This window comes from Paractinoplanes polyasparticus, from assembly GCF_019710575.1.
In the GTDB taxonomy this organism is placed as follows: Bacteria; Actinomycetota; Actinomycetes; order Mycobacteriales; family Micromonosporaceae; genus Actinoplanes; species Actinoplanes polyasparticus.
The window spans coordinates 605,910-626,611 of the sequence record NZ_JAHWFK010000001.1 but is presented as its reverse complement, the minus strand read 5'-3'; the positions used below and the strand labels follow the sequence as shown (position 1 = coordinate 626,611).

Below are 20,702 nucleotides of genomic sequence, written 5' to 3'. Positions count from 1 at the left end.
AATCCGTTGACCTGTGTCATTCGAGCCACTTCCGGATCTTCGAGCCCGCCCATACGGTCGGTGACCGTGACAAAAGTACTGCTCTCCCTGCATGTTCTCGCCGCGATCGTGGCCATCGGCCCGGTGACCGTGGCGGCCAGCATGTTCCCGGCCGCGGTGCGCCGGGCCGACCTCGACCAGATGCGCACCCTGCACCGCATCAGCCGCGTCTACGCGCTGGTCGGGCTGGCGGTTCCGGTGCTCGGGCTGGCCACCGGGGCGTCGCTGGGCGTCCTGACCGACGCCTGGCTGCTCGTCTCGATCCTGCTCACGGTTCTGGCCGCCGCGGTGCTCGGCTATGCGATCCTGCCGGCTCAGGCGGCCGCCCTGTGGTCGAAGGACCCGGTCGACGCCGGCCGCCTGGGCATGGTCTCCGGCGTCTTCAACCTGCTCTGGGCCACGGTGGTCGTCCTGATGATCGTGCGCCCCGGCTCGACGACGGGCGCGTGACGATGAGGCTGTTGCGGACCGCCACCGGTGTCGAGTTCTTCTCGTTGGTGGTGTTGCTGGGCAATCTGGCCACCGTTCACGTGCCGTGGGTCGCCACGCTGCTCGGCCCCCTGCACGGCTGCGCCTACCTGCTGGTCATCGGGGCCACCGCGGCGGCGACCAGCCGGACGCGGCCCCGGCTGCTCGCCGTGGTGCCGGGCGTCGGAGGGCTGCTGGCACTGCGAGCAATACCGGCGTGACGCGCGTCGCCGGGCGGGACCGACTTCTCAACCGTGCGTCTGCGGTGTCGATACGGAGCGTCATGGGTCGCCGTGGCCCGTATCGAGCGGAGGGAGTCCCGCATGGCCGACTCCGTGCCCACCGTGGCCAGACTGCGCCGCGACCCCCTCCTGCTCGCCTTCGTGGCGTGGATCGGGCTCGCGGCGGTGTTGTTCGTCCTGCTCGACGGGCATGCCGCCGGCCCGGTCCGGGTGTTCTGGGCGGTCCAGCCGCCGATGGACCTGATGCTGGCGTTCTGCTCGTGGCGGGTGGCCCGGCTGGCCACCGGCGCGGTCCGCCGGTTCTGGCTGGTCCTGGTCGCCGTCGGCCTGCTTTTCACGGTGGGCGACACCTCCCAGACGATCCTGACCTTCACGCCCGGGGAGTGGACGACGGCCGGCGGCACGGTGCAGACCGTCTGCCTCGGCATCGGGCTGACCGCGGTGGTGGTGGCGATGCTGGCCCACCCGCATCCGACCCGGTCCGGCCGCGAACGCCTCGGCTACTGGCTCGACTCGGCGACCGTGCTGGCGGCCGGCGGCGTGGTCGCCTGGTGCCTGCTGGCGACGCCCGGCGAATATTCCCAGCCGGAGCTGCTGGCCGTGATCGCGGCGACCGGTGTGAGCATCACGGCCGCGTTCGCCGCGATCAAGATGATCCTCAGCGGCAACGCGCCCATGCACACGGCGGCCGCCATCCCGATGATCGGCTCGGCGGTCGCGATGACCGTCGGCATGGTCCTCTCGCGGGAGGACGGCGGGGTGGCGGCGCCGCTGGTCTACCTGGTGTGCCTGCTGCCCACCCTGCTGATCACCAGCGGACCGCGCATCCAGCTCGTCCTGGCCGGCGCCGACCGGGCCGCGGCGTTCGGCCAGCGCCGGCGCAAGCCCTACAGCCTTCTGCCGTACGCCGCCATGGTGGTCGCCTTCGGCGCGCTGATCGTGGTGTTGCCGGCCGGCGTGAACGCCCGCCTGTGGGGCGTGGTGGCCGGGCTCGTGCTGATCTGCGGGCTGGTCGCGGGCCGGCAGCTGGTGGCCTTCCACGACAACAGCGCGCTGATCGACCGCCTGCGCGAGCACGAGATCCGCCTGCGGCACCAGGCGAACTTCGACGGCTTGACCGGCCTGGCCAACCGCACCCACTTCCACGACCAGGTCGCGCACGCCCTGGCGGCGCCGTCGGCCCGGGTGTCAGTGCTGCTGGTCGACCTGGACGGCTTCAAGGCCGTGAACGACACGATGGGCCACGCGGCCGGCGACGCCCTGCTGATCGCGGTCGCGGACCGGCTGCGCACCGCGATCCGCGCCGGTGACCTGGCCGCCCGTCTGGGCGGCGACGAATTCGCCGTCCTGCTGCCGGACTGCGCGGCGCCCGAGGCGTCCCGGACGGCCGAACGCATCCTGGCCGCCCTGGCCGTTCCCGAAGAGATCGACGGCATCCCGGTGCGAGCCGCCGCCAGCATCGGCGTGGCCGCCGCCACCCCGGGTTCCGACGTGACGTCCCTGCTGCGCGACGCCGACGTGGCCATGTACACGGCCAAGCGCCGGGGCACGAACACGTGGCTACGTCACGACCCCACCATGACCCACGCGAGCTAGTACTCCACCAGGTCGGTCAGGGGTGTGGGCTGGCTGATGTTGGCCGGCGCGTTCCACTTCTGCAGCTCGGACCGGTTGCACACCGAGACCTTGACCTTGCTGGTGCCGTCGCCGTGGAAGTCGTTGGCCACGCCGCTGCCCTGGGCCGTCGGTTGCAGGCAGTTGCCCTGGTAGTCCTTGATGCGGTAGCTGGTGCCGTAGTCCCCGGTGTCGTGATAGACGGTCCACGTCAGGTTCTGCTGGGCCTGGGCGGCCGGGGTGGTGCATGACACGACCGTCACCCACGAGGTCGCCGTCACGATGCCGGGGGAGCGCAGGCAATAGTTCTTGGCGGCGGAGCCGTTCTTGCTGTTGCTGGTTTGGTTCGTGTGGTTGACGATGATCGGTCCGGTCGCGGTGATGTTGGGAATCACCGGTGTCGGGTGGACCCATTGCTGGTTCCAGTCGACGACGCCGCCGGGGTCCTGCTTGCAGAACCAGGCGATCATGTACGCCCAGTCCTCCTTCTGGTTCGTGACGTCCAGGCACCGGCTGAACTGGGCGTAGTTGACCAGCTGGTTGGTGCTGTCGCCGGCCATGCCCGCGCCGACGCCGGTCGCCGAACGCCAGATGACCGTCTGGCTGTTGTCCGAGCAGCCGCCCAGCACCACCGCACGGTCCGCCGTCGAGCCCGGGGACTTGACGTTCACGCAGGAACCGCCGTCCGACTTGCTGTCCGTGGTCGTGGAGTGGAATCTCGAGCTGCCGTCCAGCGCCCACTGGAACGTGGTGGTGCGGACGGCCGGGCAGGGCCGGAAGACCAGAGCCGTACCTGCCTTGCGGTCGCCCGAGTACAGGCACATACCGGACGAGGCGCCGGACGACTCCGAGTTGATCAGCTTGAGGTACAGGTCGGCCGTGTAGCCGAACTGCTGCCGGCTGCTGCCGTCGCACGGGGCCATGAGGACAGCGGTGTTGGCCGCCGGGGCCTTGCTCGACGTGGAGTCCAGGCACTGGTTGCCGAGGGGGGACGACGCGATCCGGATCTGGCCGCCCGGGATGTTCGTGTTGCTGGTGGAGAACACGTAGGTGGCGACCAGGTTCCGCTTGGTCGAGCCGCCGGTCCCGACCGAGCTGACGATGGCCGTGGTGGGCACCTCGGTGGCGGGGCAGGGCATGTCGAGGCCGTCCTGGTCGCGGTATTTCAGGGTCACTGCGTACGTGAGCTTGTCGCCGTCCGACCTCAGGCCGGCCTCGCCGGCGAGCGTGCACGGGGGCAGGTTCTCCAGGTAGCCGCTCTGGGTGTCCTGGTCGGCGGCCGCGCGGACCCGGGCCATCATCACGTCCATGCCGGCCTGGGCGGCGTTGAGCGCGGCGACGCGCTCGGCGAGGTTCTGTGTGGCCCTGATCTGGCGCAGCACCAGCGGGACCATCAGCGCCGACAGCGACAACACCACCGTGACGACCAGCATCGCCATCGGCATCGAGCCCCTGTCGTCGCGCAGCCACGAATGTCTCATGCCGTGGGCCTCGCCTTGCTGCAGTCGTTGGGCGTCAGCTTGCCGTTGTCCGAGAACACGTTGCTGGCGTTGGTGTTCTGGGCCGTGAAGAGCACGTCGAAGGGCAGGCTGGTCGGGCCCAGCGCGCCGGTGAGCCGGATCCGGACCTGGGTGTGCGCGAGTTGGTAGTCGTTGCCCACCCCCGCAGTCCCGGGGCTGGCCGACGCGAACGGCTGCGAGTTGGGCAGGTAGACCGTGAAGGGGTCCGTGGCACCGGTCTGGGTCAGGTTGGTGCCGATCGTGGCCGGCGTGCCCGGCGTGGTCGACGGCAGGTTCCAGCTTGCCGTGGTCAGCACGCCGTTCCGGAGGACGAGTTGCCGGCAGCCGAGGGGAGTGGCGTACTCCATGTACCAGTCGCTGCCGACCTTGCCGGGCGTCGAGACCCAGCTCGCGTAGCGCAGCTCCTTGTCGAGCCGGCGGAAGCTGGTGGTGAGCTGTTCGCGGGCGGCGCTCATGGTGTCGGCCCGGTTGACGTTCGAATAGACCTCGGCCACCCCGCTGGTCACGATGATCAGCACCACCGACATCAGGCCCATGGCGACCAGCAGCTCGGTGAGGGTGAAGCCGGCGTCGTCGCGTTCGTCGTCGATCATGTGACCGTCCAGACGAGAGTGAGGACACTGGTCGCGGTCACCGTGGTGGCGGTCGCGGTCACCGTGTACGCGCCCGCGGTGGTCGGCGTGCCCGAGATGGCTCCGGACAGCGCGTTGTAGGTCAGGCCCGGCGGCAGGCCGGTGACCGTCACGACCGGGCTCAGGCCGAGCAGCGACCCGTTGGTCGCCAGCGCCAGCGACGCCGGGGTGCCCCGGACGGTCGTCTGATCGGGCGCGGCCAGAGCCGGGGCCGTGAAGATGAGGGAATTGGTGGTGTTGACGATCAGGACGAACCGCTGGTTCGCGGTGCCGCCGGCGCCGCCGAGGCTGTCGGTGACGGTGATCATGGGCAGGAAGCGGCCGGTTACATCGACCTTTTCGCTGATCTTGCCGTTCTTGTCGTTGATGGTCACGCCGGGGGGCAGTCCGGTGGCGCTGTACGAGTAGTTCCCGTTGCCGCCCGCGCCGGCCGCGGTCACCGAGAGCTTGGACTTGATGTCGATCGCCTGGTCGGTCAGCGGGCCGAGGGTGACGGCGGGGAGCACCGTGTGGGTGTAGGTGCTCGAACCGGCGATGCCGTTCTGGTCGGTGGCGGTGATCGTCGAGGTGTAGGCGCCGGCGGTGGTGATCGCGCCCGTGATCGCGCCGGTATCGGGGTTGATCGTGAGCCCGGGAGCGAGGGTCGAGGAGCTGTAGACGTACGGGCCGACGCCGTTGGCCGCCGTGGCCTGCAGGGCCACCGCATCGCCGACGTGGCTGGTGGTGCCGGCGGGCGCGGTCACGGTGGTCGGCAGCACCACCGTGAACCTGATGGGCTCGGTGTCGGTCCGGTTCAGCTTGTCGGTGACGGTCGTCGTGGTCACGGTGACGCCGGCCGTGGTCGGAGTGCCGTTGATGACGCCGAGCGGGGTCATCGAGAGCCCGGCCGGCAGCGCGCCGACGGTCCAGGTGTTGGGGAGCTGACCGCCGCGCGCCTCGAGCTGGGCGGCGGTCAGGATGCCCCGGTAGAAGGTGAGCGACTTGGTGAGGACGGTCGGCGACGGCCGGTGCACGTCGAAGTTGGGCTCCGGCGCGCGCGAGACGAGCGTCGACGTGACGTACAGGCAGGTGTTCGGCGGATTGCCCGGGGTCACGTCGCACGAGTTGTCGGGCCAGGTGATCAGCACGACGGCGCGGAAGAATTTCAAGATCTTGGTCTTGTCGGCCGGCTCGGCGCTGCTGCCCAGCGGATAGACGCAGTCGCCGGTGCGGGTCAGATAGACCTCACACATCCCGATGTAGATCATCCGCGTGTACGGGGTGCCCTCGACGGTGGTGACCTGGGCCGCGGTGGAGATCGGGGCGTCGGCGCCGTCGGTCGGCAGCACGCCGTCGTCCTCGTCGTGCCCGACCTGCATGGTCGCCAGATAGGGCTTGACCGCGGCGGGCGCGGCGGCGAACTGCTCCTCGCCGGCCTGCCGGCCGTGCCCGGTCAGCAGTGAGCTGCCCTTGAGACCGCGCACCTGCTCCATGGCGGTGTCGGCCAGCTGGATGGCGGCCTGCTCGGTGCGCTGCTTGTTGACGCTGCGCAGGCTGCCCACGAAGAAGGGGGTGCTGGCGAGCAGGGTGATGGACAGGACGGCCAGGGCGACGAGGACCTCAACGAGGCTGAAGCCCTCCTCGCCGGCGCCGCCGGAGGCACTGTCCCGCATACGTTCCTTCCGGCACGCTGGTCCGATTCCTCACCAGCCTGATCGGCGGAACGCGGGCGACCCTTAGGGTTTGCCGTCGAGCCAGATGTTGTCGTGCTTGGCGTAGAACTCGGCGCGCTCCTCGTCCTCCATCCGGGCGATCTCCACGAGCCCCTCGAAGTACGCCTCGCGCGGCGCCCCCGGCGAGAAGTGCAGCAGCATCGAAGCCGGCGCGCCCGACCGGTTCTTGAACCCGTGGATGCCGCCGATCGGCACGTGCACGTAGTCACCCGGCTCGGTGGTGACCCATTCCGTGCCGTTGTAGATCGTCATGCTGCCGCTGAGGATGTAGAACGACTCGGCGATCGAGCGGTGGAAGTGGGGGTCGGGCCCGGTGACCCCCGGCCCGCATTCCCAGCGGTAGAGCCCGAACAAGCCGCCCGTCGAGTCTCCGGTCGACAGGTAGGACACCCTGGTGCCGTTCGGATACACGAACTCGGGCGGTGTGTCCTTCGGCCGGTACGTGGCGCTGACTTCTCCGGTGATGCCGTGGTATCGCGGCGGGGGATATGTCATGCGGTCAGGCTATCCACAGTTTGGCCTTCGGTTGGTTTTCGGTGTCAGTTGGTGTCATCGACGCATGACAGACGAAGCAACCGACCGCCGGCTGGAGCGGACCCTGTTCGAGGTCAAGAAGGTGATCGTCGGACAGGACCGTCTGGTCGAGCGTCTGATGACCGCACTTCTGGCCGGCGGTCACTGCCTGCTCGAAGGCGTACCCGGCGTCGCCAAGACCCTGGCCGCCGAGACCCTGGCCGTCGCCGTCGGCGGCTCCTTCAACCGGATCCAGTTCACCCCCGACCTGGTGCCCTCGGACATCTTCGGCACGCGCATCTACCGCGCCGGCAAGGAGTCGTTCGACGTCGAGCTCGGCCCGATCATGGCCAACATCGTGCTCGCCGACGAGATCAACCGGGCCCCGGCCAAGGTCCAGTCCGCCCTCCTCGAGGTGATGGCCGAGGGCCACGTGTCGCTCGGCGGCCGCACCTACCCCGTGCCGCAGCCGTTCCTGGTGCTGGCCACCCAGAACCCGATCGAGAGCGAGGGCGTCTACCAGCTGCCCGAGGCTCAGCGCGACCGCTTCCTCATGCGCGTGATCGTCGACTACCCCACCGAGCAGGAGGAGCTGGGCATCCTCTACCGCATGGGTGGCGCCCGCCCGGTCGCCCAGCGGGTTCTCGACCCGGTGATCCTGCACGAGCTCCAGGGGCGGGCCCGCGCGGTCTTCGTCCACCACGCGCTGGCCGAGTACGTCGTGCGGCTGGTGCTGGCCACGCGCGAGCCCGAGCGGTTCGGTCTGCCCGAGGTGGCCTCGCAGCTCGCGTACGGGGCCAGCCCGCGTGCCACGCTGGGCCTGGTCGCCGCCGGAAGGGCAATCGCCCTGCTGCGCGGCCGGGACTACGTGCTGCCCGCCGACCTGCTCGAGATCGCCCCTGACGTCCTCGCGCACCGCCTGGTTCTCTCGTTCGACGCGGTGGCCGACGGCGTGCAGCCCGAGGACATCGTCCGGCGGATCCTCGAGGCCGTCCCGTTGCCCCTGATCGCTCCGGCCCAGGAGAACACCGGCCCGGGCCTGGGGATGGCCGCATGAACGAGGGCGGCTTCCGGGCCGAGCTCGTGCCGGAGCGCCGGCTGCGGCGGCTCGAACTGATGATCACGCGGCGGCTCGACGGGCTCCTGCACGGCACGTATCTCGGCCTGCTGCCCGGCATCGGCAGCGAGCCCGCGGGCAGCCGCGAGTACCGCCCCGGCGAGGACGAGGTGCGGCGGATGGACTGGTCCGTCACGGCCCGCACCACCGTGCCGCACGTGCGCACCCTCGACGCCGACCGGGAGCTCGGCACCCACGTGCTGGTCGACGCCAGCGCCAGCATGGACTTCGGCACGGCCGACCTCGAGAAGCGGGAGCTGGCCATCGCCGCGGTGGCAGCCGTCGGGTTCCTCACGCTCGGCAACGGCAACCGGCTCGGTGCGCACCTGCTGACCGGCGGGGGCGTACGGCGGTTCCCCGCTCGCGGTGGCCGGCAGGCCCTGCTCTCGTTGCTGCGGGCCATGATGCTGACGCCGCGCAACCAGCAGGCGACCGGGTTGGGCGACGGCATCGAGGCGCTGCACCGGCAGACGCCGCGCACGGGCCTGGTCGTGGTGGTCTCCGACTTCCTCGACGGGCTCGACGAGGACGGCCTGGGCCCGGCCGCCCCGTCCTGGGAGGAGCCCCTGCGCCGGCTCGGTTCCCGGCATCAGGTGCTGGCCGTGCAGGTGGGCGATCCGCGCGAGCAGGAACTGCCGGACGTCGGCCTGCTCACGCTGGTCGACCCGGAGACCGGCCGGCGCCGCGAGGTGCCCACAGCCAGTCGCAAGCTGCGCGAACGATACGCGGCAGCCGCCGCCCAGCAGCAGGCCACGATCGCGCAGGCGGTCAAGCGGGCCGGCGCCGCCCACCTTCCCCTTCGGACCGACCGCGACTGGGTCGCCGACATCGTGCGTCATGTGCATGCCCGGCGGCGGCTCAGCCGGGGTGCGACGAAACCTCAAAGGACACCGAGATGACCTGGCTTTCCCCGGAACGGCTGTGGCTGCTGCTCGGCGTGGCCGCGCTCGTCGTCGCGTACGTGGTGGCGCAGCGCCGCCGCAGCAGGTATGCCGTTCGTTTCACCAACCTGAAGCTTCTCGACCGGGTGGCGCCGCGCCGCCCGGGCTGGCGGCGGCACCTGCCCGCCTCCCTGTTCCTGGCCATGCTCGGCCTGCTGGTCGTCGGGTTCGCCCAGCCGCAGGACGAGGTGCGGGTGCCGCGGGAGCGGGCGACCGTGCTCGTGGCGGTGGACGTGTCCCGGTCGATGCTGGCCGACGACGTCGCACCGGACCGGCTGAGCGCGGCCAAGGACGCCGCCCGCCTCTTCGTCGAGGACCTGCCCGAGCAGTTCAACGTCGGGCTGGTCGGGTTCGCCGGGCAGGCCTCGGTCTTCGTCCCGCCGGGCACCGACCGGGCCCAGCTCGGCACGGGCATCGACCGGCTGGCCGACGGGTCGGCGGGTCAGGCCGGCACGGCCATCGGCGACGCGATCGCATCGGCGCTCGACCAGATCCGGTCGGTCGACTCGGCCGCCGAGGAAGATGTGCCGCCGGCCCGCGTGATCGTGCTGTCGGACGGCGCCAACACCGCGGGGCAGGACCCGGCCGAGGCGGCCCGCATGGCGAGCGAGCTGGGCGTGCCGGTCGACACCATCGCCTTCGGCACGACGAGCGGCACCATCGGCGACGGCCAGCAGGTGCCGGTCGACGGCGAGACGCTCCAGTCGGTCGCCGAGGCCACCGGCGGGCGCTACTTCGAGGCCGCCAACACCGAAGAGCTGCAAAACGCGTACGCGGACATCGGTTCCTCCGTGGGCTACCAGACCGAGGTGCGGGACGTGTCCGCGCGCTTCATCGGCATCGGGCTCGGCCTCGCGCTCCTCGCGGCCCTGGCGTCGATGTTCTGGTTCGCCCGCCTCCCCTGACGTTTCGCCCGGCTCGTCGGACGTCTCGCCTGCCTCCCCTCATGTTTCGCCTGCGTCCTCTGACGTTCGGAAAGGACTGCTCATGTCTGGACTCGGCTCACCTCGCGGTCCGGAGTTCCACTCACCCGATTGGGCATCGGCCCCTGCGCCGGGCGTCACCGCCGGGCCGGCGCACGCAGCGCCGCGCGGCCGCCGCCTTCCGGCCGCCGCCCTCGCGGCCCTCGCCGTCATCGGGCTGTCGGCCGGTGCCGGGGGAGCAGCCGGTTACGCGGCCGGCCGCGACGACGACGGCGGCGGCACCGAGCCCGCCACCGCCGCTCCGCCGCCCGTCGGCGGGGTGCCGTCGGACCTGGTCGGCGCGGCCGCCCGGGTGCTGCCCGGCGTCGTGTCGGTGCAGGTTCGCACCGCCTCGGGTGGCGGCTCCGGCTCGGGGTTCGTCTTCGACGACCGCGGCCACATCGTCACCAACAACCACGTCGTCGCGGCCGGCGGTCGTGGCGGGAACATCACCGTCGTCGGGTCGGACGGCCGCCGCCTCAACGCCGAGGTGGTCGGCACCGACCCGAGCAACGACATCGCCGTCCTGCGGGTCGACGACGCGGCCGCGCTGGACCGGCTGGCGCTGGCCGACCCGAGCGCGACCCGGGTCGGGGAGCCGGTGCTGGCCGTGGGATCCCCGCTCGGGCTCAGCGGCACCGTGACGGCGGGCATCGTCAGCGCGCTGGACCGGCCCGTACGGCTGGGGGGAAGTTCGCGGCAGACGGCGGTGCAGACCGACGCGTCCATCAACCCGGGCAACTCGGGCGGACCGCTCGTGAACGCCCGGGGCGAGGTCATCGGGGTGAATACGGCCATCGCGACCCTGGAGGGCGGCGGTTCGATCGGGATCGGCTTCGCGGTTCCCATCGAAAGGGCCCGGCAGGTCGCCGATTCCCTCATCGCGCGTGGATAGTCGAAGAATGCGGTTGCTGGTAGTTGAGGACGAGGAAGATCTGGCGGAGGGCCTGCGCGTCGGGCTCGCCCGCACCGGCTACGCGGTGGACGTCGCGTTCGACGCCGCCCAGGCCTATGACCGGCTGACCGTCAACGAGTACGACCTGATGCTGCTCGACGTGAACCTGCCCGACGGCAACGGGTTCGACCTGTGCCGTTCGCTGCGCACCGGCGAACTGCCGACGCCCGGCGACGGCGACCCGCGGGTGCTCATGCTGACCGCCCGCGGCGGCCTGGACGACCGGGTGCGCGGCCTCGACGACGGGGCCGACGACTACCTGGTCAAGCCGTTCCACCTGGCCGAGCTGCTGGCCCGGGTGCGGGCGCTGCTGCGGCGCGACGGCGGCGGCGGGTCGTCGCAGCTCACCGTGGGCGACGTCGTGCTCGACGCGGCCCGCCACACGGTGACCGTGGCCGACCGGCCGCTGTCGCTGACGCCCAAGGAGTTCGGCGTGCTGGAATACCTGATGACCCGGCCCGGGCACGTCGTCTCCAGCGAGGAGCTGCTCGAGCACGTCTGGGACGCCAACGCCGACCCGTTCACCCAGACCGTGCGGGTCACCGTGGGCACGCTGCGGCGCAAGCTGGGCGAGGGCTCGATCGAGACGGTCGTGGGCCGCGGCTACCGGCTGCGGGAGGCGGCGGCGTGAATCTCCCCGAGGTGTTCCGGTCGATCCGGTTCCGGCTCACCGTCATCTATTCGATGGTGTTGTTCGCCGTCGCGGCCGTGACCCTCGGGGCAATCTACCTGGCGGTCCGTCAGACCACGGAACCGCAGCCGGTGACGGCGCAGCTGGCCAAGGTGTACGACCAGAACCGGCAGTTGCAGCGAGTCACGAACGTTGCCGAGATCGGCCAGATCGAGGCGGCGGTCAACTACAACACCCTCACCACCCTCCGGTCGTACTCGATGATCGCCCTGGCCGTGCTGTTCGTGGCCAGCCTGGCCATCGGGTGGGTGCTGTCGGGCCGGGCGCTGCGGCCGGTCGGGGCGATCACCCGCACGACCCGCGACATCCAGGCCACCGACCTGTCCCGGCGCATCCGGCTCGGCGGGCCACGCGACGAGCTGCGCGACCTGGCCGACACCATCGACTCGATGCTCGACCGGCTCGACCGCGCGTTCCAGGCTCAGCGGCAGCTCATCGACGACGCGTCGCACGAGCTGCGCAGCCCGCTGGCGATCATCCGCACCCACCTGGACGCGTCGCTCAACGTCGCCGAGGCGACCCCGGAGGAGCGGCAGCGGGCCGTGGTCATGGTCGACCGGGCCACCACGCGGATGTCCCGCCTGGTCGAGGACCTGCTGGCCACGGCCCGGCGCAGCGCCGAGACCAGCCTCGACGCCGATGTCGACCTCTCGGTGGTGGCGCGCGAGGCGGGCGAGGAGTCGTTCGTGACCGACCGGCCGCTGCGGCTGCGTTACGAGACGACGCCGGGCCTGCACCTGATCGGCGATGCCGACGCGCTGCGCCGGGCCGCGGGAAACCTGCTGTCGAACGCGGTGCGGCTGGCTCCGGCGCCGTCGACCATCACCGTGGCCACCGGCCGTTCGGGCTCGTGGCTGTGGCTGGCCGTCGCCGACGAGGGGCCCGGCATCGCCCCGGACGACCTGCCCCGCGTCTTCGACCGTTTCTGGCGCGGGGCCGACGGCGGGGCGGCCGCCGGCGTACGCCGGGAACGCCGCACCGGCCTCGGGCTGGCCATCGTCCGCCAGATCGTCGAGTCGCACGACGGTCGCGTGGCGGCCTACTCCACGCCCGGCAACGGCAGCACGTTCGTCCTGTGGCTGCCCGCCACGGGCCGCACCGAGGATGCGCCGCCCCCACACGGGAGCCCCTGGCCCTAAAGAACGTCGAGCAGGTCGTCGGCGATCGCGCGGGCGGCCGGTCGGGACGCCGTCTCAAGCTCGCGGAACACCTTCTGGGCGCGGACGGCCGGCCACTGCGGGGGCAGATGCTCGACCGGCAGGCGCGGGTCGCGGCGGATGGCGTGCAGCCACTCGGCGATCAGGCTGAGCCGGGCCGCCAGCGGGTCGGTGAGCGGCGGCGGGCCGTCCCACCGGTCGAGGAACTCCGCGTAGCGCCCGGCCAGCCCGTCCAGGTCGTACGCGTCCCGGACCATCGCCTCGATGTCGGTGAGCGCCCCGGCCCGGGCGTGGAAGACGCGGGCGTGCGCCTCCAGCCCCAGCTCGCCCACGATCTGCTGGGCGCCGACCTCGCCGGGCGCTATCCACAGGCCGCCCTGGATCGGGCCGAAGCCGGCCCACGCGAGCTGGGAGCGCAGGTCGTGCCGCTGGCGCTGCCACGACTCGGGCAGCGAGAAGCTGAGCAGCGTCCAGGTGCCGTCCCAGCGGTCGTTGACGGCGCCGGTCTCCCAGATGCGGGTGCGGCCGTCGCGCAGGATCGCCGTGGACCGGTCGGTGAGCCCGAAGTACATGCGCCGCCCGTCCCGGCGTCGTCGCAGCAGGTCGCGATTGACCATCCGGGTCAGCGTCGAGCGGGCGGCGTGCTCCGAGATGCCGAGCCGCGCGCACACCTCGATCACGCTGCCCGAGAAGACGCTGACCCCGCGGTCGAGCACGAAGTCGCCGAACAGCATCAGCAGCAGGGTCTGCGGTTGCGCCATGCGGAAGATGTTAGGCAGATTCTTGACGGCAGTTCCAGACACGCCTAACTTCGGTGCAGACATTCACGGCTTTCACGCTCCCACTGGGGGTACACCGTGCGACTCGTCCTCGTTTGTCTCCTCGTCCTGGCGACCGCCGGGTGCGCCGCCGATTCCTCCGGCGGCTCCTCCGGTGAGGTCGTCAAGGTCGGTCAGATCGTCTCGCTGACCGGCAACTACTCGCCCCTGGGCACCGAGAACCAGAAGTCGGTGGCGCTCGCCGTCGACCAGATCAATGCCGCCGGTGGCATCGGCGGCCGCAAGATCGAGCTTTCCGTACGCGACGACAAGAGCCTGCCCGACCAGGCGGTGCTCGCGTTCAACGAGCTCAAGGACGACTCCGACGCCGTCATCGGCTCGCCCTTCAGCAACTCGGCGCTGGCCACCATCCCGCTGGTCGACCGCGAACAGATCCCGTACCTCTCGCTGACACCGGCCGACGAGCAGGTCACGCCCATCCACCCGTACGTCTTCGTCGTGCCCGCCCTCTCCGGCACGTACGCCGAGGCCGCGCTCCAGTACTTCCAGGCTCAGAAGCTGACCCGCGTCGCCGTCGCCTACGACACCCGCAGCAGTTACGCCTCGGCCGGCTTCAAGGGCCTGCAGGCCAAGGCTTCCGCGTACGGGGTGACTCTCGGCCCGGTCGAGCAGTTCCAGACCACGGCCACCGAGTTCAGCGCCGTGTTCACCCACGTGCGGGCCTCGGACGCGCAGGCCCTGATGGTGTGGGGCACCGGTGCGCCCGCGGTCGCGCTGACCAAGCAGTACGCGGCGTCCGGCCTGAAGATTCCCCTGGTGCTCACCGGATCGCAGGCCAGCAAGCTGTTCCTCGACCCGGCCGGGCCGGCCGCGGAAGGCGTGACGATCGCCGGCTCGATCGGTGTCGTCGGCGACGCGTTGCCCGCCGGTCCGCAGAAGACCGCGATCGAGGAGCTGTCGACCGCGTTCGAGGCGAAGTACGGCTACCCGCCGCCGCAGTTCGCGCAGGACGGCTACAGCGGGGTCAAGCTGCTGGCGGCGGCCGTCGAGAAGGCCGGTGGCACCGAGCGCGAGAAGGTGCGGGACGCGTTGGAGGGCCTGACTCTGACCACGCCCAACGGCACCTACAAGTACTCGGCCGGCAACCACAGTGGACTGACGACGGACTTCATCGCCATCACCACCGTGCGCGGCGGGATCCTGGAGCCGACCGCGTACTCGAAGGCCAAGCTGGCCACGGTGGGCGGCTGATGGGCGCGGCGCTCACGGTCGCCGGCGCGTCCCGGTCGTTCGGCGGGGTCTACGCCGTACGCGATGTGGACCTCACCGTCGAGCCGGGCGAGCTGCGGGCCGTGATCGGGCCCAACGGTGCCGGCAAGTCGACGCTGTTCGCGCTGATCGGTGGGCAGCTCGCGCCGGACGCGGGAACGGTGGAACTCGACGGGCGCCGCATCGACCGGTTGCCGGCCCACCGGCGCGGGCTGGGCGTGGTGTTCCAGGCCGCTCGCATCTTCACGGGGATGACGGCGCTCGAGAACGTGATGGTGGGCGCGCACGGCACGACCCGGGCCGGATTCGTGAAAGCAGCCCTGCGGCTGCCACCGTTCCGGGCCGAGGAGCGGGAGATCGAGGCCCGGGCGCGGGAATGCCTGGCCCGGACGGGAATCTCCGAGTGGGCCGGGCGACCGGCCGAGACGCTACCGCTGGGGCAGCAGCGTGCGCTCCAGCTGGCGCGGGCGCTGTGCGGGCAGCCGCGGCTGCTGTTGCTCGACGAACCGGCGTCCGGGCTGCGCGCGGGGGAGCGGGAACGGCTGGCCGTGCTGCTGGGCGAGCTGCGCCGTGAGGGGCTGACCATGCTGCTGGTGGAGCACGACGTCGGCTTCGTCATGCGGCTGGCCGACCGGGTCACCGTGCTCGACCTGGGCCGGGTCATCGCGCAGGGTCGGCCGGAACAGGTGCGCGCCGACTCCGCGGTGATCGACGCCTACCTGGGCGAGGCGGCGGCGTGACGGCTGTCGTGCGGGTCGAGGGGCTGGTCGTCCGGTACGGCGGGGCGACCGCGCTGGACGGGGTCGACCTGACCGTCGAAGCGGGCGAGATGGTGGCGCTGATCGGGGCCAACGGCGCCGGGAAGTCCACCTTGGTGAAGGCTCTGTCCGGCCTCGTGGGGGCGGAGGCCGGACAGATCACCGTGCGGGGCCGGCTCGCGCAGGTGCCGGAGGGGCGGGAGGTCTTCGCCGGTCTGAGCGTCGACGACAACCTGCGGCTGGGCGGCTGGCGCAACGGCCGGCGCGGCCGGGACACCTCGGGCATCTACGAGCTGATGCCCGAACTGAGCGGGCTCCGCCGGCAGGCGGCGGGCACGCTGTCGGGCGGTCAGCAGCAGATGGTCGCGATCGGGCGGGCGCTGATGGCCCGGCCCGACATCCTGGTCGTCGACGAGCTCAGTCTGGGGCTGGCGCCGCTGGTCGTCCGCACCCTGGCCGGCCATCTCGAGGCGCTGCACCGGGAGCGGGGGCTGGCCGTGCTGCTCATCGAACAGAACGCGCGACTGGCCCTGTCGATGTGCCGGCGGGCGTACGTGCTGGAGGCCGGGCGGACAGTCCTCAGCGGGAACGCGGCGGAGCTGGCGCGGGACCCCCGCGTGGCGGCGGCCTACCTCGGCGGTCACGTGGCGGCGGGATGAGCGACCTCATCGCGTACGTGGTGACGGGTCTCGGCATCGGCGCCGGGTACGCCCTCGTCGGCAGTGGGCTGGTCGCGATCTACCGGGTGACCGGGGTGGTGAACTTCGCCCAGGGCGCGTTCGCGGTGGTGGCCGCGATGCTCACGTCGACGCTGCTGTCGGCCGGTCTGCCGCACGTCCTGGCCGAGTCGGCGGCCGTCCTGGTCGCGGCCGGGGCCGGAGTTCTCGTCGGCCTGATCGCGACCGGGGAGCCCGGTGCGGCGCTGATCATCACGCTCGGGGTGGGAGTCTTCGCGTACGCGGTCGAGATCGTGGTCTGGGGCGACCAGCCGCGCTCCTTCGCCGGACTGCCCGGGGTGCTGACCGTGGGCGACGCCCGGATCCAGGCCCACTACCTGCTGATCCTGGCCGTGACGGTGCCCGTGTTCGTGGCCATGGGCGCGTTCTTCGGCCGCACCGACCTCGGCAAGGCCCTCACCGCCTGCGCCAGCAACCGCTACGCGGCCCGGGTGGTGGGCATCGACGTGCGCCGGATGGGTTTGCTGGCGTTCGCGCTCGGCGGTGCGCTGGGCGGGCTGGCCGGCGTGCTCACCACCCCGATCCAGCAGGTCACCTTCGACAGCGACGTGACCCTGATCGTGAACGGCTTCGCGGCGGCGATCCTGGGCGGCCTGACCCGGCCGGGTGTCGCCCTCGCGGGCGGGCTGCTGCTGGGCGTGGCCCAGACGCTGATCGCGGGCTTCGGCGGTGGCGCGTATCAGTTGGAGGTGGCCTTGCTGCTCATGCTGACGGTGATGGTCGTGCAGGCTACGCGGGCGGGCGCACTGGCCGGGGTGGCGCGATGAGCGGGCGGACGGCCGGTGACGCCGGGAAGTGGTGGCTGGTGGCGCTCGCCGCCGTCGTGACCCTGGCGCTTCCGCCGCTGCTGCCGGAGCGGCACCTCACGACGTACGTGCTGCTGGGTCTCACCGCGGCCGTCGCGGTGGGGGTCTCCCTGCTGATGGGGTACGCGGGGCAGGTGTCGCTCGGGCAGGCGGCGTTCTATGCGATCGGCGCCTACGGCGCGGGATTGCTCGCGGTGCACGGGCTGCCCCCGGTGGTCGGTCTGCTGGCCGCGCCGGTCATTGCGGCCGCGGCGGCGGTGCTGCTCGGCGCGCCGCTGCTGCGGCTGCGCGGCCATCACCTGGCCTTCGCAACGCTGGCTGTGCAGCTGATCCTGCTCTCGCTGCTGGGCCAGGGAACGTGGGCCGGCGGCGCGATCGGTCTGCAGGGCATCCCACGCCTGTCGGTGCCCGGTTACGAACTGCGCGACGACCTCGGCTACGCCTACCTGGCCTGGCTCGTGCTGGCGGTGGTCCTGCTGATCTCGCGCAACGTGGTGAAGTCCCGCCCGGGCCGAGCCTTGCGGGCCGCAGCCAGCAGCGAGATCGCCGCCGCCGCAGCCGGCGTGCCGGTGGGCGCGTACCGCCTGGCGGTGTTCGCCCTGTCAGCCGCGTTCGCCGGCCTGGCCGGAGGCGTCTACGCCTTCTATCTGGGATACCTCTCCCCGGGCTCCTTCCCGGTGCTGCTCTCGATCGAGTTCGTGGTGATGGCCGTGGTCGGCGGCCTCGGCACCCTGACCGGCCCGGTCGTCGGGGCCGTGGTGATCGTGCTGCTGGTCCAGGTGCTCAACACCGTCGGCACCCAGCCCGGCATGCCCAGCTACGCCCCGACCGTCTTCTCGTACGCGGTCTACGCCCTCGTGCTCATCGCGGTGGTCCGCTACCTGCCGCGCGGCATCGTCCCGGCCGTGAGCCGCTTGCTCCGACGCCGCGGCCACTTCCCGTGGGCCGGCCCCGCCCCGGCTGCCGCTGCCGTCGGTCCCGGGCCCGGTGGCCCCGCTGCGGCTGGTGCCGAGTTCGGTGGTTCCGCGTCGGGTGCTGGTATTTCCGACAGTTCTGGATTCGGTCGCCCTGTTTTGCCTGGCGTTGCGTCCGGTGGCTCGGCGTCGGGTGCTTCGGGTTCTGTGGCCGAGGGCTCCGCTCCTGAAGGCGACGGTTCTGCCGGCTCCACAGCGGGCGTCGGTATCGCAGATGCTGCGGCCGATGGGTCGGGCTCAGCCGGTGTTGCGTCCGGCTCCGGTGGCGACGGTTCTGCCTCGGGAAGTCCGGTGGACGGTGATGCCGCTCCTGGCGGTGGGGTCACGGCGTCCGGGAATTCGGCATCGGTTCGGTCGGAACCAGGACGGGAGAAACGATGACACTTTCCGGGAAGGTCGCTGTGGTCACGGGAAGCGGGCGAGGGCTGGGGCTGGGCTACGCCCGGGCGCTGGCTGACGCGGGAGCTGCTGTGGTGGTGAACGACATCGAACCGGAGGCTGTGGACAACGCGGTCGACGCGATTGTTGCCGGTGGGGGCCGGGCGACCGGGGTGGTTGCCGCGGTGGGGGAGACGGCGACTGCCGAGTTACTTGTGGATACCGCGGTGCGGGAGTTCGGGCGGCTCGATGTGATGGTCACCAACGCCGGGATCCTGCGGGACCGGGTGCTGTGGAAAATGAGCGACGACGACTTCGACGCTGTGGTCAACGTGCACCTGCGCGGCACGTTCACCTGTGGACGGGCGGCCGCTGTCCACATGCGGGAACGCGGGGAGGGCGGCCGGCTGATCCTGGTCTCGTCGCCGGCGGGGCAGCGGGGGAACTTCGGCCAGACCAACTACGCCGCCGCGAAGGCCGGGATCGCGGCGATGGCCCGTACGTGGGCGCTGGAGCTGGCGCGGGCCGGCATCACCGTGAACGCGATCGTTCCGGTCGCCGTCACCGAGATGACCAAGACCATTCCCGCGTTCGCCCCGGTGATCGAGGAGGCCGAACGCACCGGAACGCCCCTGCCCACGTGGTTGCGCCGCGACGAGGGCATGGGCACGGTCGACGACGTCACCGGCCTGATCGTCTTCCTCGCGTCGGACGCCGCGAAGGACGTCACCGGCCAGGCGATCGGCATCGGCGGCGATCGGCTGACCCTGTGGTCCCATCCGCACGAGAAGACTGTCGCGTTCGCTGACGGCGGCTGGACCAGCGAGGCGATCGCCGCGGCCTGGGCCGGCAGCATCGGCGCGGAACCGGAGACGTACGGGATCCCCGCCCCCACCCTGCCCCCGGCGGCCTGAGTGAACGTCGGCGAGCTGGTGGCCATCGACGTCCACACCCACTGCGAGGTCGGCCGGGACGGGCACGGGTCGCTGAGCCCGGAGTTGCTGGGCGCTTCCGCCGCGTACTTCGGATCGGGTGGCCCGAGGCAGCCGACGGTCGACGAGACCGCGGCCTACTACCGGGAACGCCGGATGGCCGCGGTCATTTTCACGGTCGACGCCGAGCATGCCACCGGCCATCGGCGCATCCCCAACGAGGAAGTGGCGGACGCCTGCGCCCCGCACGACGACGTGCTGATCCCGTTCGCCTCGATCGACCCGCACCGCGGCCGGGCCGGCGTGCGGGAGGCCCGCCGGCTGGTGCGGGACCACGGCGTGCGGGGATTCAAGTTCCACCCCAGCCTGCAGGGCTTCGCACCGGACGACCGGATGGCGTATCCGCTTTACGAGGCGATCGAGGAACTCGGCGTACCGGCGCTCTTCCACACCGGGCAGACCGGAATCGGCGCGGGCGTGCCCGGTGGCGGCGGTGTCCGGCTGCGCTATTCGAACCCGATGCTGGTCGACGACGTGGCTGTGGACTTCCCCGGGCTGACGATCATCCTGGCCCACCCGTCGTTCCCATGGCAGGACGAGGCCCTCGCAGTCGCCACCCACAAGCCGCTCGTGCACATCGATCTGTCCGGCTGGTCGCCCAAGTACTTCCCGCCCCAGCTGGTCCGCTACGCCAACACGCTGCTGAAGGACAAGGTGATGTTCGGCTCGGACTATCCGGTGCTGACCCCCGACCGCTGGCTGGCCGACTTCGCCGCACTGGACATCAAGCCCGACGTACGCCCCAGAATCTTGAAGGACAACGCGGCCCGGCTCCTCGGGCTGACCGACGACGGCGCTCGCTGACGGGCCCAGGCGCACCGACGAGAAGGAGACACCACATGATCACTGTCAACGGACTGGACGGGCTCCAGGCGCTGGTCGGGCAGGAGCTCGGCCCCAGCTCGTGGCTGGAGATCACCCAGGACAGGGTGAACGCGTTCGCCGCGGCCACCGACGACCACCAGTGGATCCACGTAGATGTCGAACGCGCCGCCCAGGGCCCGTTCGGTGGGACGATCGCCCACGGCTATCTGACGTTGTCGCTGGTCATCCCGTTCTTCTCGGAGCTGCTGGCAGTCGACGGCATCAAGATGGGCGTCAACTACGGCCTCGACAAGGTGCGTTTCCCGAGCCCGGTCCGCGTCGGCTCCAAGATCCGTCTGGCGGCCACGGTGGACGAGGTCGAGCAGGTGGCCCGCCGCTGCGTCCAGATGTCGCTCACGTTCACCGTCCAGATCGACGGCGTCGACAAGCCCGCCTGCGTGGCCCACCCGATATACCGCTACTACGCATGACGTCCGAGGCCACCCCGGCCCGGTGCCGGCCGGGCCGGACGGGACGCGACTGTGACAGGTGCAGGGCCGGCATGGCGGGGCGCGACTGCGACGGTCGCGCGGCCGGCGTAGTGGGGTAAGGACCGCGACATGTGCGGGGCTGAGGGGCCTG

22 protein-coding genes are annotated in these 20,702 nt (G+C 71.5%); 17 read left to right on the top strand and 5 right to left on the bottom strand.

Annotated features, from left to right (window positions below; translation table 11 throughout):
- The first annotated feature begins 66 nt into the window (after positions 1–66).
- From KXC43_RS02895 to KXC43_RS02885, 3 genes are all read left to right on the top strand, one after another.
- Complete coding sequence (locus tag KXC43_RS02895; RefSeq protein WP_221374274.1) at positions 67–489, top strand: hypothetical protein; 423 nt, start codon at positions 67–69, stop codon at positions 487–489.
- A gap of 2 nt (positions 490–491) precedes the next feature.
- Positions 492–728, top strand: coding sequence for a DUF3817 domain-containing protein (locus KXC43_RS02890; protein WP_221374734.1), 237 nt, complete (start codon positions 492–494; stop codon positions 726–728).
- Positions 729–830: 102 nt separating this feature from the next.
- Positions 831–2,345, top strand: coding sequence for a GGDEF domain-containing protein (locus tag KXC43_RS02885; protein WP_221374273.1), 1,515 nt, complete (start codon positions 831–833; stop codon positions 2,343–2,345).
- Here KXC43_RS02885 and KXC43_RS02880 read toward each other — a convergent pair.
- The 4 genes from KXC43_RS02880 to KXC43_RS02865 form a co-directional block, all read right to left on the bottom strand.
- On the bottom strand, positions 2,342–3,844 hold the full coding sequence (locus tag KXC43_RS02880) for a ricin-type beta-trefoil lectin domain protein (protein WP_221374272.1): 1,503 nt from the start codon (positions 3,842–3,844) through the stop codon (positions 2,342–2,344). The two genes, KXC43_RS02885 and KXC43_RS02880, sit on opposite strands and share 4 nt — an antisense overlap.
- On the bottom strand, positions 3,841–4,476 hold the full coding sequence (locus KXC43_RS02875) for a PulJ/GspJ family protein (protein WP_221374271.1): 636 nt from the start codon (positions 4,474–4,476) through the stop codon (positions 3,841–3,843). Before KXC43_RS02875 ends, KXC43_RS02880 begins: the two co-directional genes overlap by 4 nt.
- Positions 4,473–6,167: a putative Ig domain-containing protein gene (locus KXC43_RS02870; protein ID WP_221374270.1), complete on the bottom strand. Its 1,695-nt coding sequence runs from the start codon at positions 6,165–6,167 to the stop codon at positions 4,473–4,475. The genes KXC43_RS02875 and KXC43_RS02870 overlap by 4 nt, the downstream gene beginning before the upstream one ends.
- A 63-nt stretch (positions 6,168–6,230) precedes the next feature.
- Positions 6,231–6,722 (bottom strand): cupin domain-containing protein, encoded by a 492-nt coding sequence (locus tag KXC43_RS02865; RefSeq protein WP_221374269.1) that lies wholly within the window; start codon positions 6,720–6,722, stop codon positions 6,231–6,233.
- Positions 6,723–6,786: 64 nt separating this feature from the next.
- Here KXC43_RS02865 and KXC43_RS02860 point away from each other — a divergent pair, with 64 nt between their 5' ends.
- From KXC43_RS02860 to KXC43_RS02835, 6 genes are all read left to right on the top strand, one after another.
- On the top strand, positions 6,787–7,797 hold the full coding sequence (locus tag KXC43_RS02860; RefSeq protein WP_221374268.1) for an AAA family ATPase: 1,011 nt from the start codon (positions 6,787–6,789) through the stop codon (positions 7,795–7,797).
- The gene (locus tag KXC43_RS02855) at positions 7,794–8,756 is read left to right on the top strand and encodes a DUF58 domain-containing protein (RefSeq protein ID WP_221374267.1); all 963 of its coding nucleotides are present in this window, start codon (positions 7,794–7,796) and stop codon (positions 8,754–8,756) included. The genes KXC43_RS02860 and KXC43_RS02855 overlap by 4 nt, the downstream gene beginning before the upstream one ends.
- The gene (locus KXC43_RS02850) at positions 8,753–9,703 is read left to right on the top strand and encodes a VWA domain-containing protein (RefSeq protein ID WP_221374266.1); all 951 of its coding nucleotides are present in this window, start codon (positions 8,753–8,755) and stop codon (positions 9,701–9,703) included. The genes KXC43_RS02855 and KXC43_RS02850 overlap by 4 nt, the downstream gene beginning before the upstream one ends.
- Before the next feature lie 82 nt (positions 9,704–9,785).
- Positions 9,786–10,655: a S1C family serine protease gene (locus KXC43_RS02845; RefSeq protein WP_221374265.1), complete on the top strand. Its 870-nt coding sequence runs from the start codon at positions 9,786–9,788 to the stop codon at positions 10,653–10,655.
- 7 nt (positions 10,656–10,662) lie between these two features.
- Positions 10,663–11,346 carry a response regulator transcription factor gene (locus tag KXC43_RS02840; RefSeq protein WP_221374264.1) on the top strand — a complete coding sequence of 228 codons (684 nt, stop codon included), beginning with the start codon at positions 10,663–10,665 and terminating at the stop codon, positions 11,344–11,346.
- On the top strand, positions 11,343–12,545 hold the full coding sequence (locus tag KXC43_RS02835; RefSeq protein ID WP_221374263.1) for a sensor histidine kinase: 1,203 nt from the start codon (positions 11,343–11,345) through the stop codon (positions 12,543–12,545). The genes KXC43_RS02840 and KXC43_RS02835 overlap by 4 nt, the downstream gene beginning before the upstream one ends.
- Here the strand turns inward: KXC43_RS02835 and KXC43_RS02830 are convergent.
- Positions 12,542–13,324, bottom strand: coding sequence for a PaaX family transcriptional regulator (locus tag KXC43_RS02830; protein WP_221374262.1), 783 nt, complete (start codon positions 13,322–13,324; stop codon positions 12,542–12,544). The genes KXC43_RS02835 and KXC43_RS02830 overlap by 4 nt on opposite strands.
- A gap of 96 nt (positions 13,325–13,420) precedes the next feature.
- Here KXC43_RS02830 and KXC43_RS02825 point away from each other — a divergent pair, with 96 nt between their 5' ends.
- Genes KXC43_RS02825 through KXC43_RS02790 form a run of 8 tightly spaced genes read left to right on the top strand, consistent with a single transcriptional unit; the run spans position 13,421 to position 20,551 of the window.
- Complete coding sequence (locus KXC43_RS02825) at positions 13,421–14,593, top strand: ABC transporter substrate-binding protein (RefSeq protein WP_221374261.1); 1,173 nt, start codon at positions 13,421–13,423, stop codon at positions 14,591–14,593.
- Entirely contained in the window at positions 14,593–15,351 is a 759-nt protein-coding gene (locus KXC43_RS02820) for an ABC transporter ATP-binding protein (protein ID WP_221374260.1), read from the top strand. Before KXC43_RS02825 ends, KXC43_RS02820 begins: the two co-directional genes overlap by 1 nt.
- The gene (locus KXC43_RS02815) at positions 15,348–16,028 is read left to right on the top strand and encodes an ABC transporter ATP-binding protein (RefSeq protein WP_221374259.1); all 681 of its coding nucleotides are present in this window, start codon (positions 15,348–15,350) and stop codon (positions 16,026–16,028) included. The genes KXC43_RS02820 and KXC43_RS02815 overlap by 4 nt, the downstream gene beginning before the upstream one ends.
- On the top strand, positions 16,025–16,873 hold the full coding sequence (locus KXC43_RS02810; protein WP_221374258.1) for a branched-chain amino acid ABC transporter permease: 849 nt from the start codon (positions 16,025–16,027) through the stop codon (positions 16,871–16,873). The genes KXC43_RS02815 and KXC43_RS02810 overlap by 4 nt, the downstream gene beginning before the upstream one ends.
- Positions 16,870–18,267 carry a branched-chain amino acid ABC transporter permease gene (locus KXC43_RS02805; RefSeq protein ID WP_221374257.1) on the top strand — a complete coding sequence of 466 codons (1,398 nt, stop codon included), beginning with the start codon at positions 16,870–16,872 and terminating at the stop codon, positions 18,265–18,267. The genes KXC43_RS02810 and KXC43_RS02805 overlap by 4 nt, the downstream gene beginning before the upstream one ends.
- The gene (locus KXC43_RS02800; RefSeq protein WP_221374256.1) at positions 18,264–19,178 is read left to right on the top strand and encodes an SDR family oxidoreductase; all 915 of its coding nucleotides are present in this window, start codon (positions 18,264–18,266) and stop codon (positions 19,176–19,178) included. The genes KXC43_RS02805 and KXC43_RS02800 overlap by 4 nt, the downstream gene beginning before the upstream one ends.
- Positions 19,179–20,060, top strand: coding sequence for an amidohydrolase family protein (locus KXC43_RS02795; protein WP_221374255.1), 882 nt, complete (start codon positions 19,179–19,181; stop codon positions 20,058–20,060).
- 35 nt (positions 20,061–20,095) lie between these two features.
- Positions 20,096–20,551, top strand: a complete 456-nt coding sequence (locus tag KXC43_RS02790) for a MaoC family dehydratase (RefSeq protein ID WP_221374254.1) — start codon at positions 20,096–20,098, stop codon at positions 20,549–20,551.
- Positions 20,552–20,702: the final 151 nt, after the last annotated feature.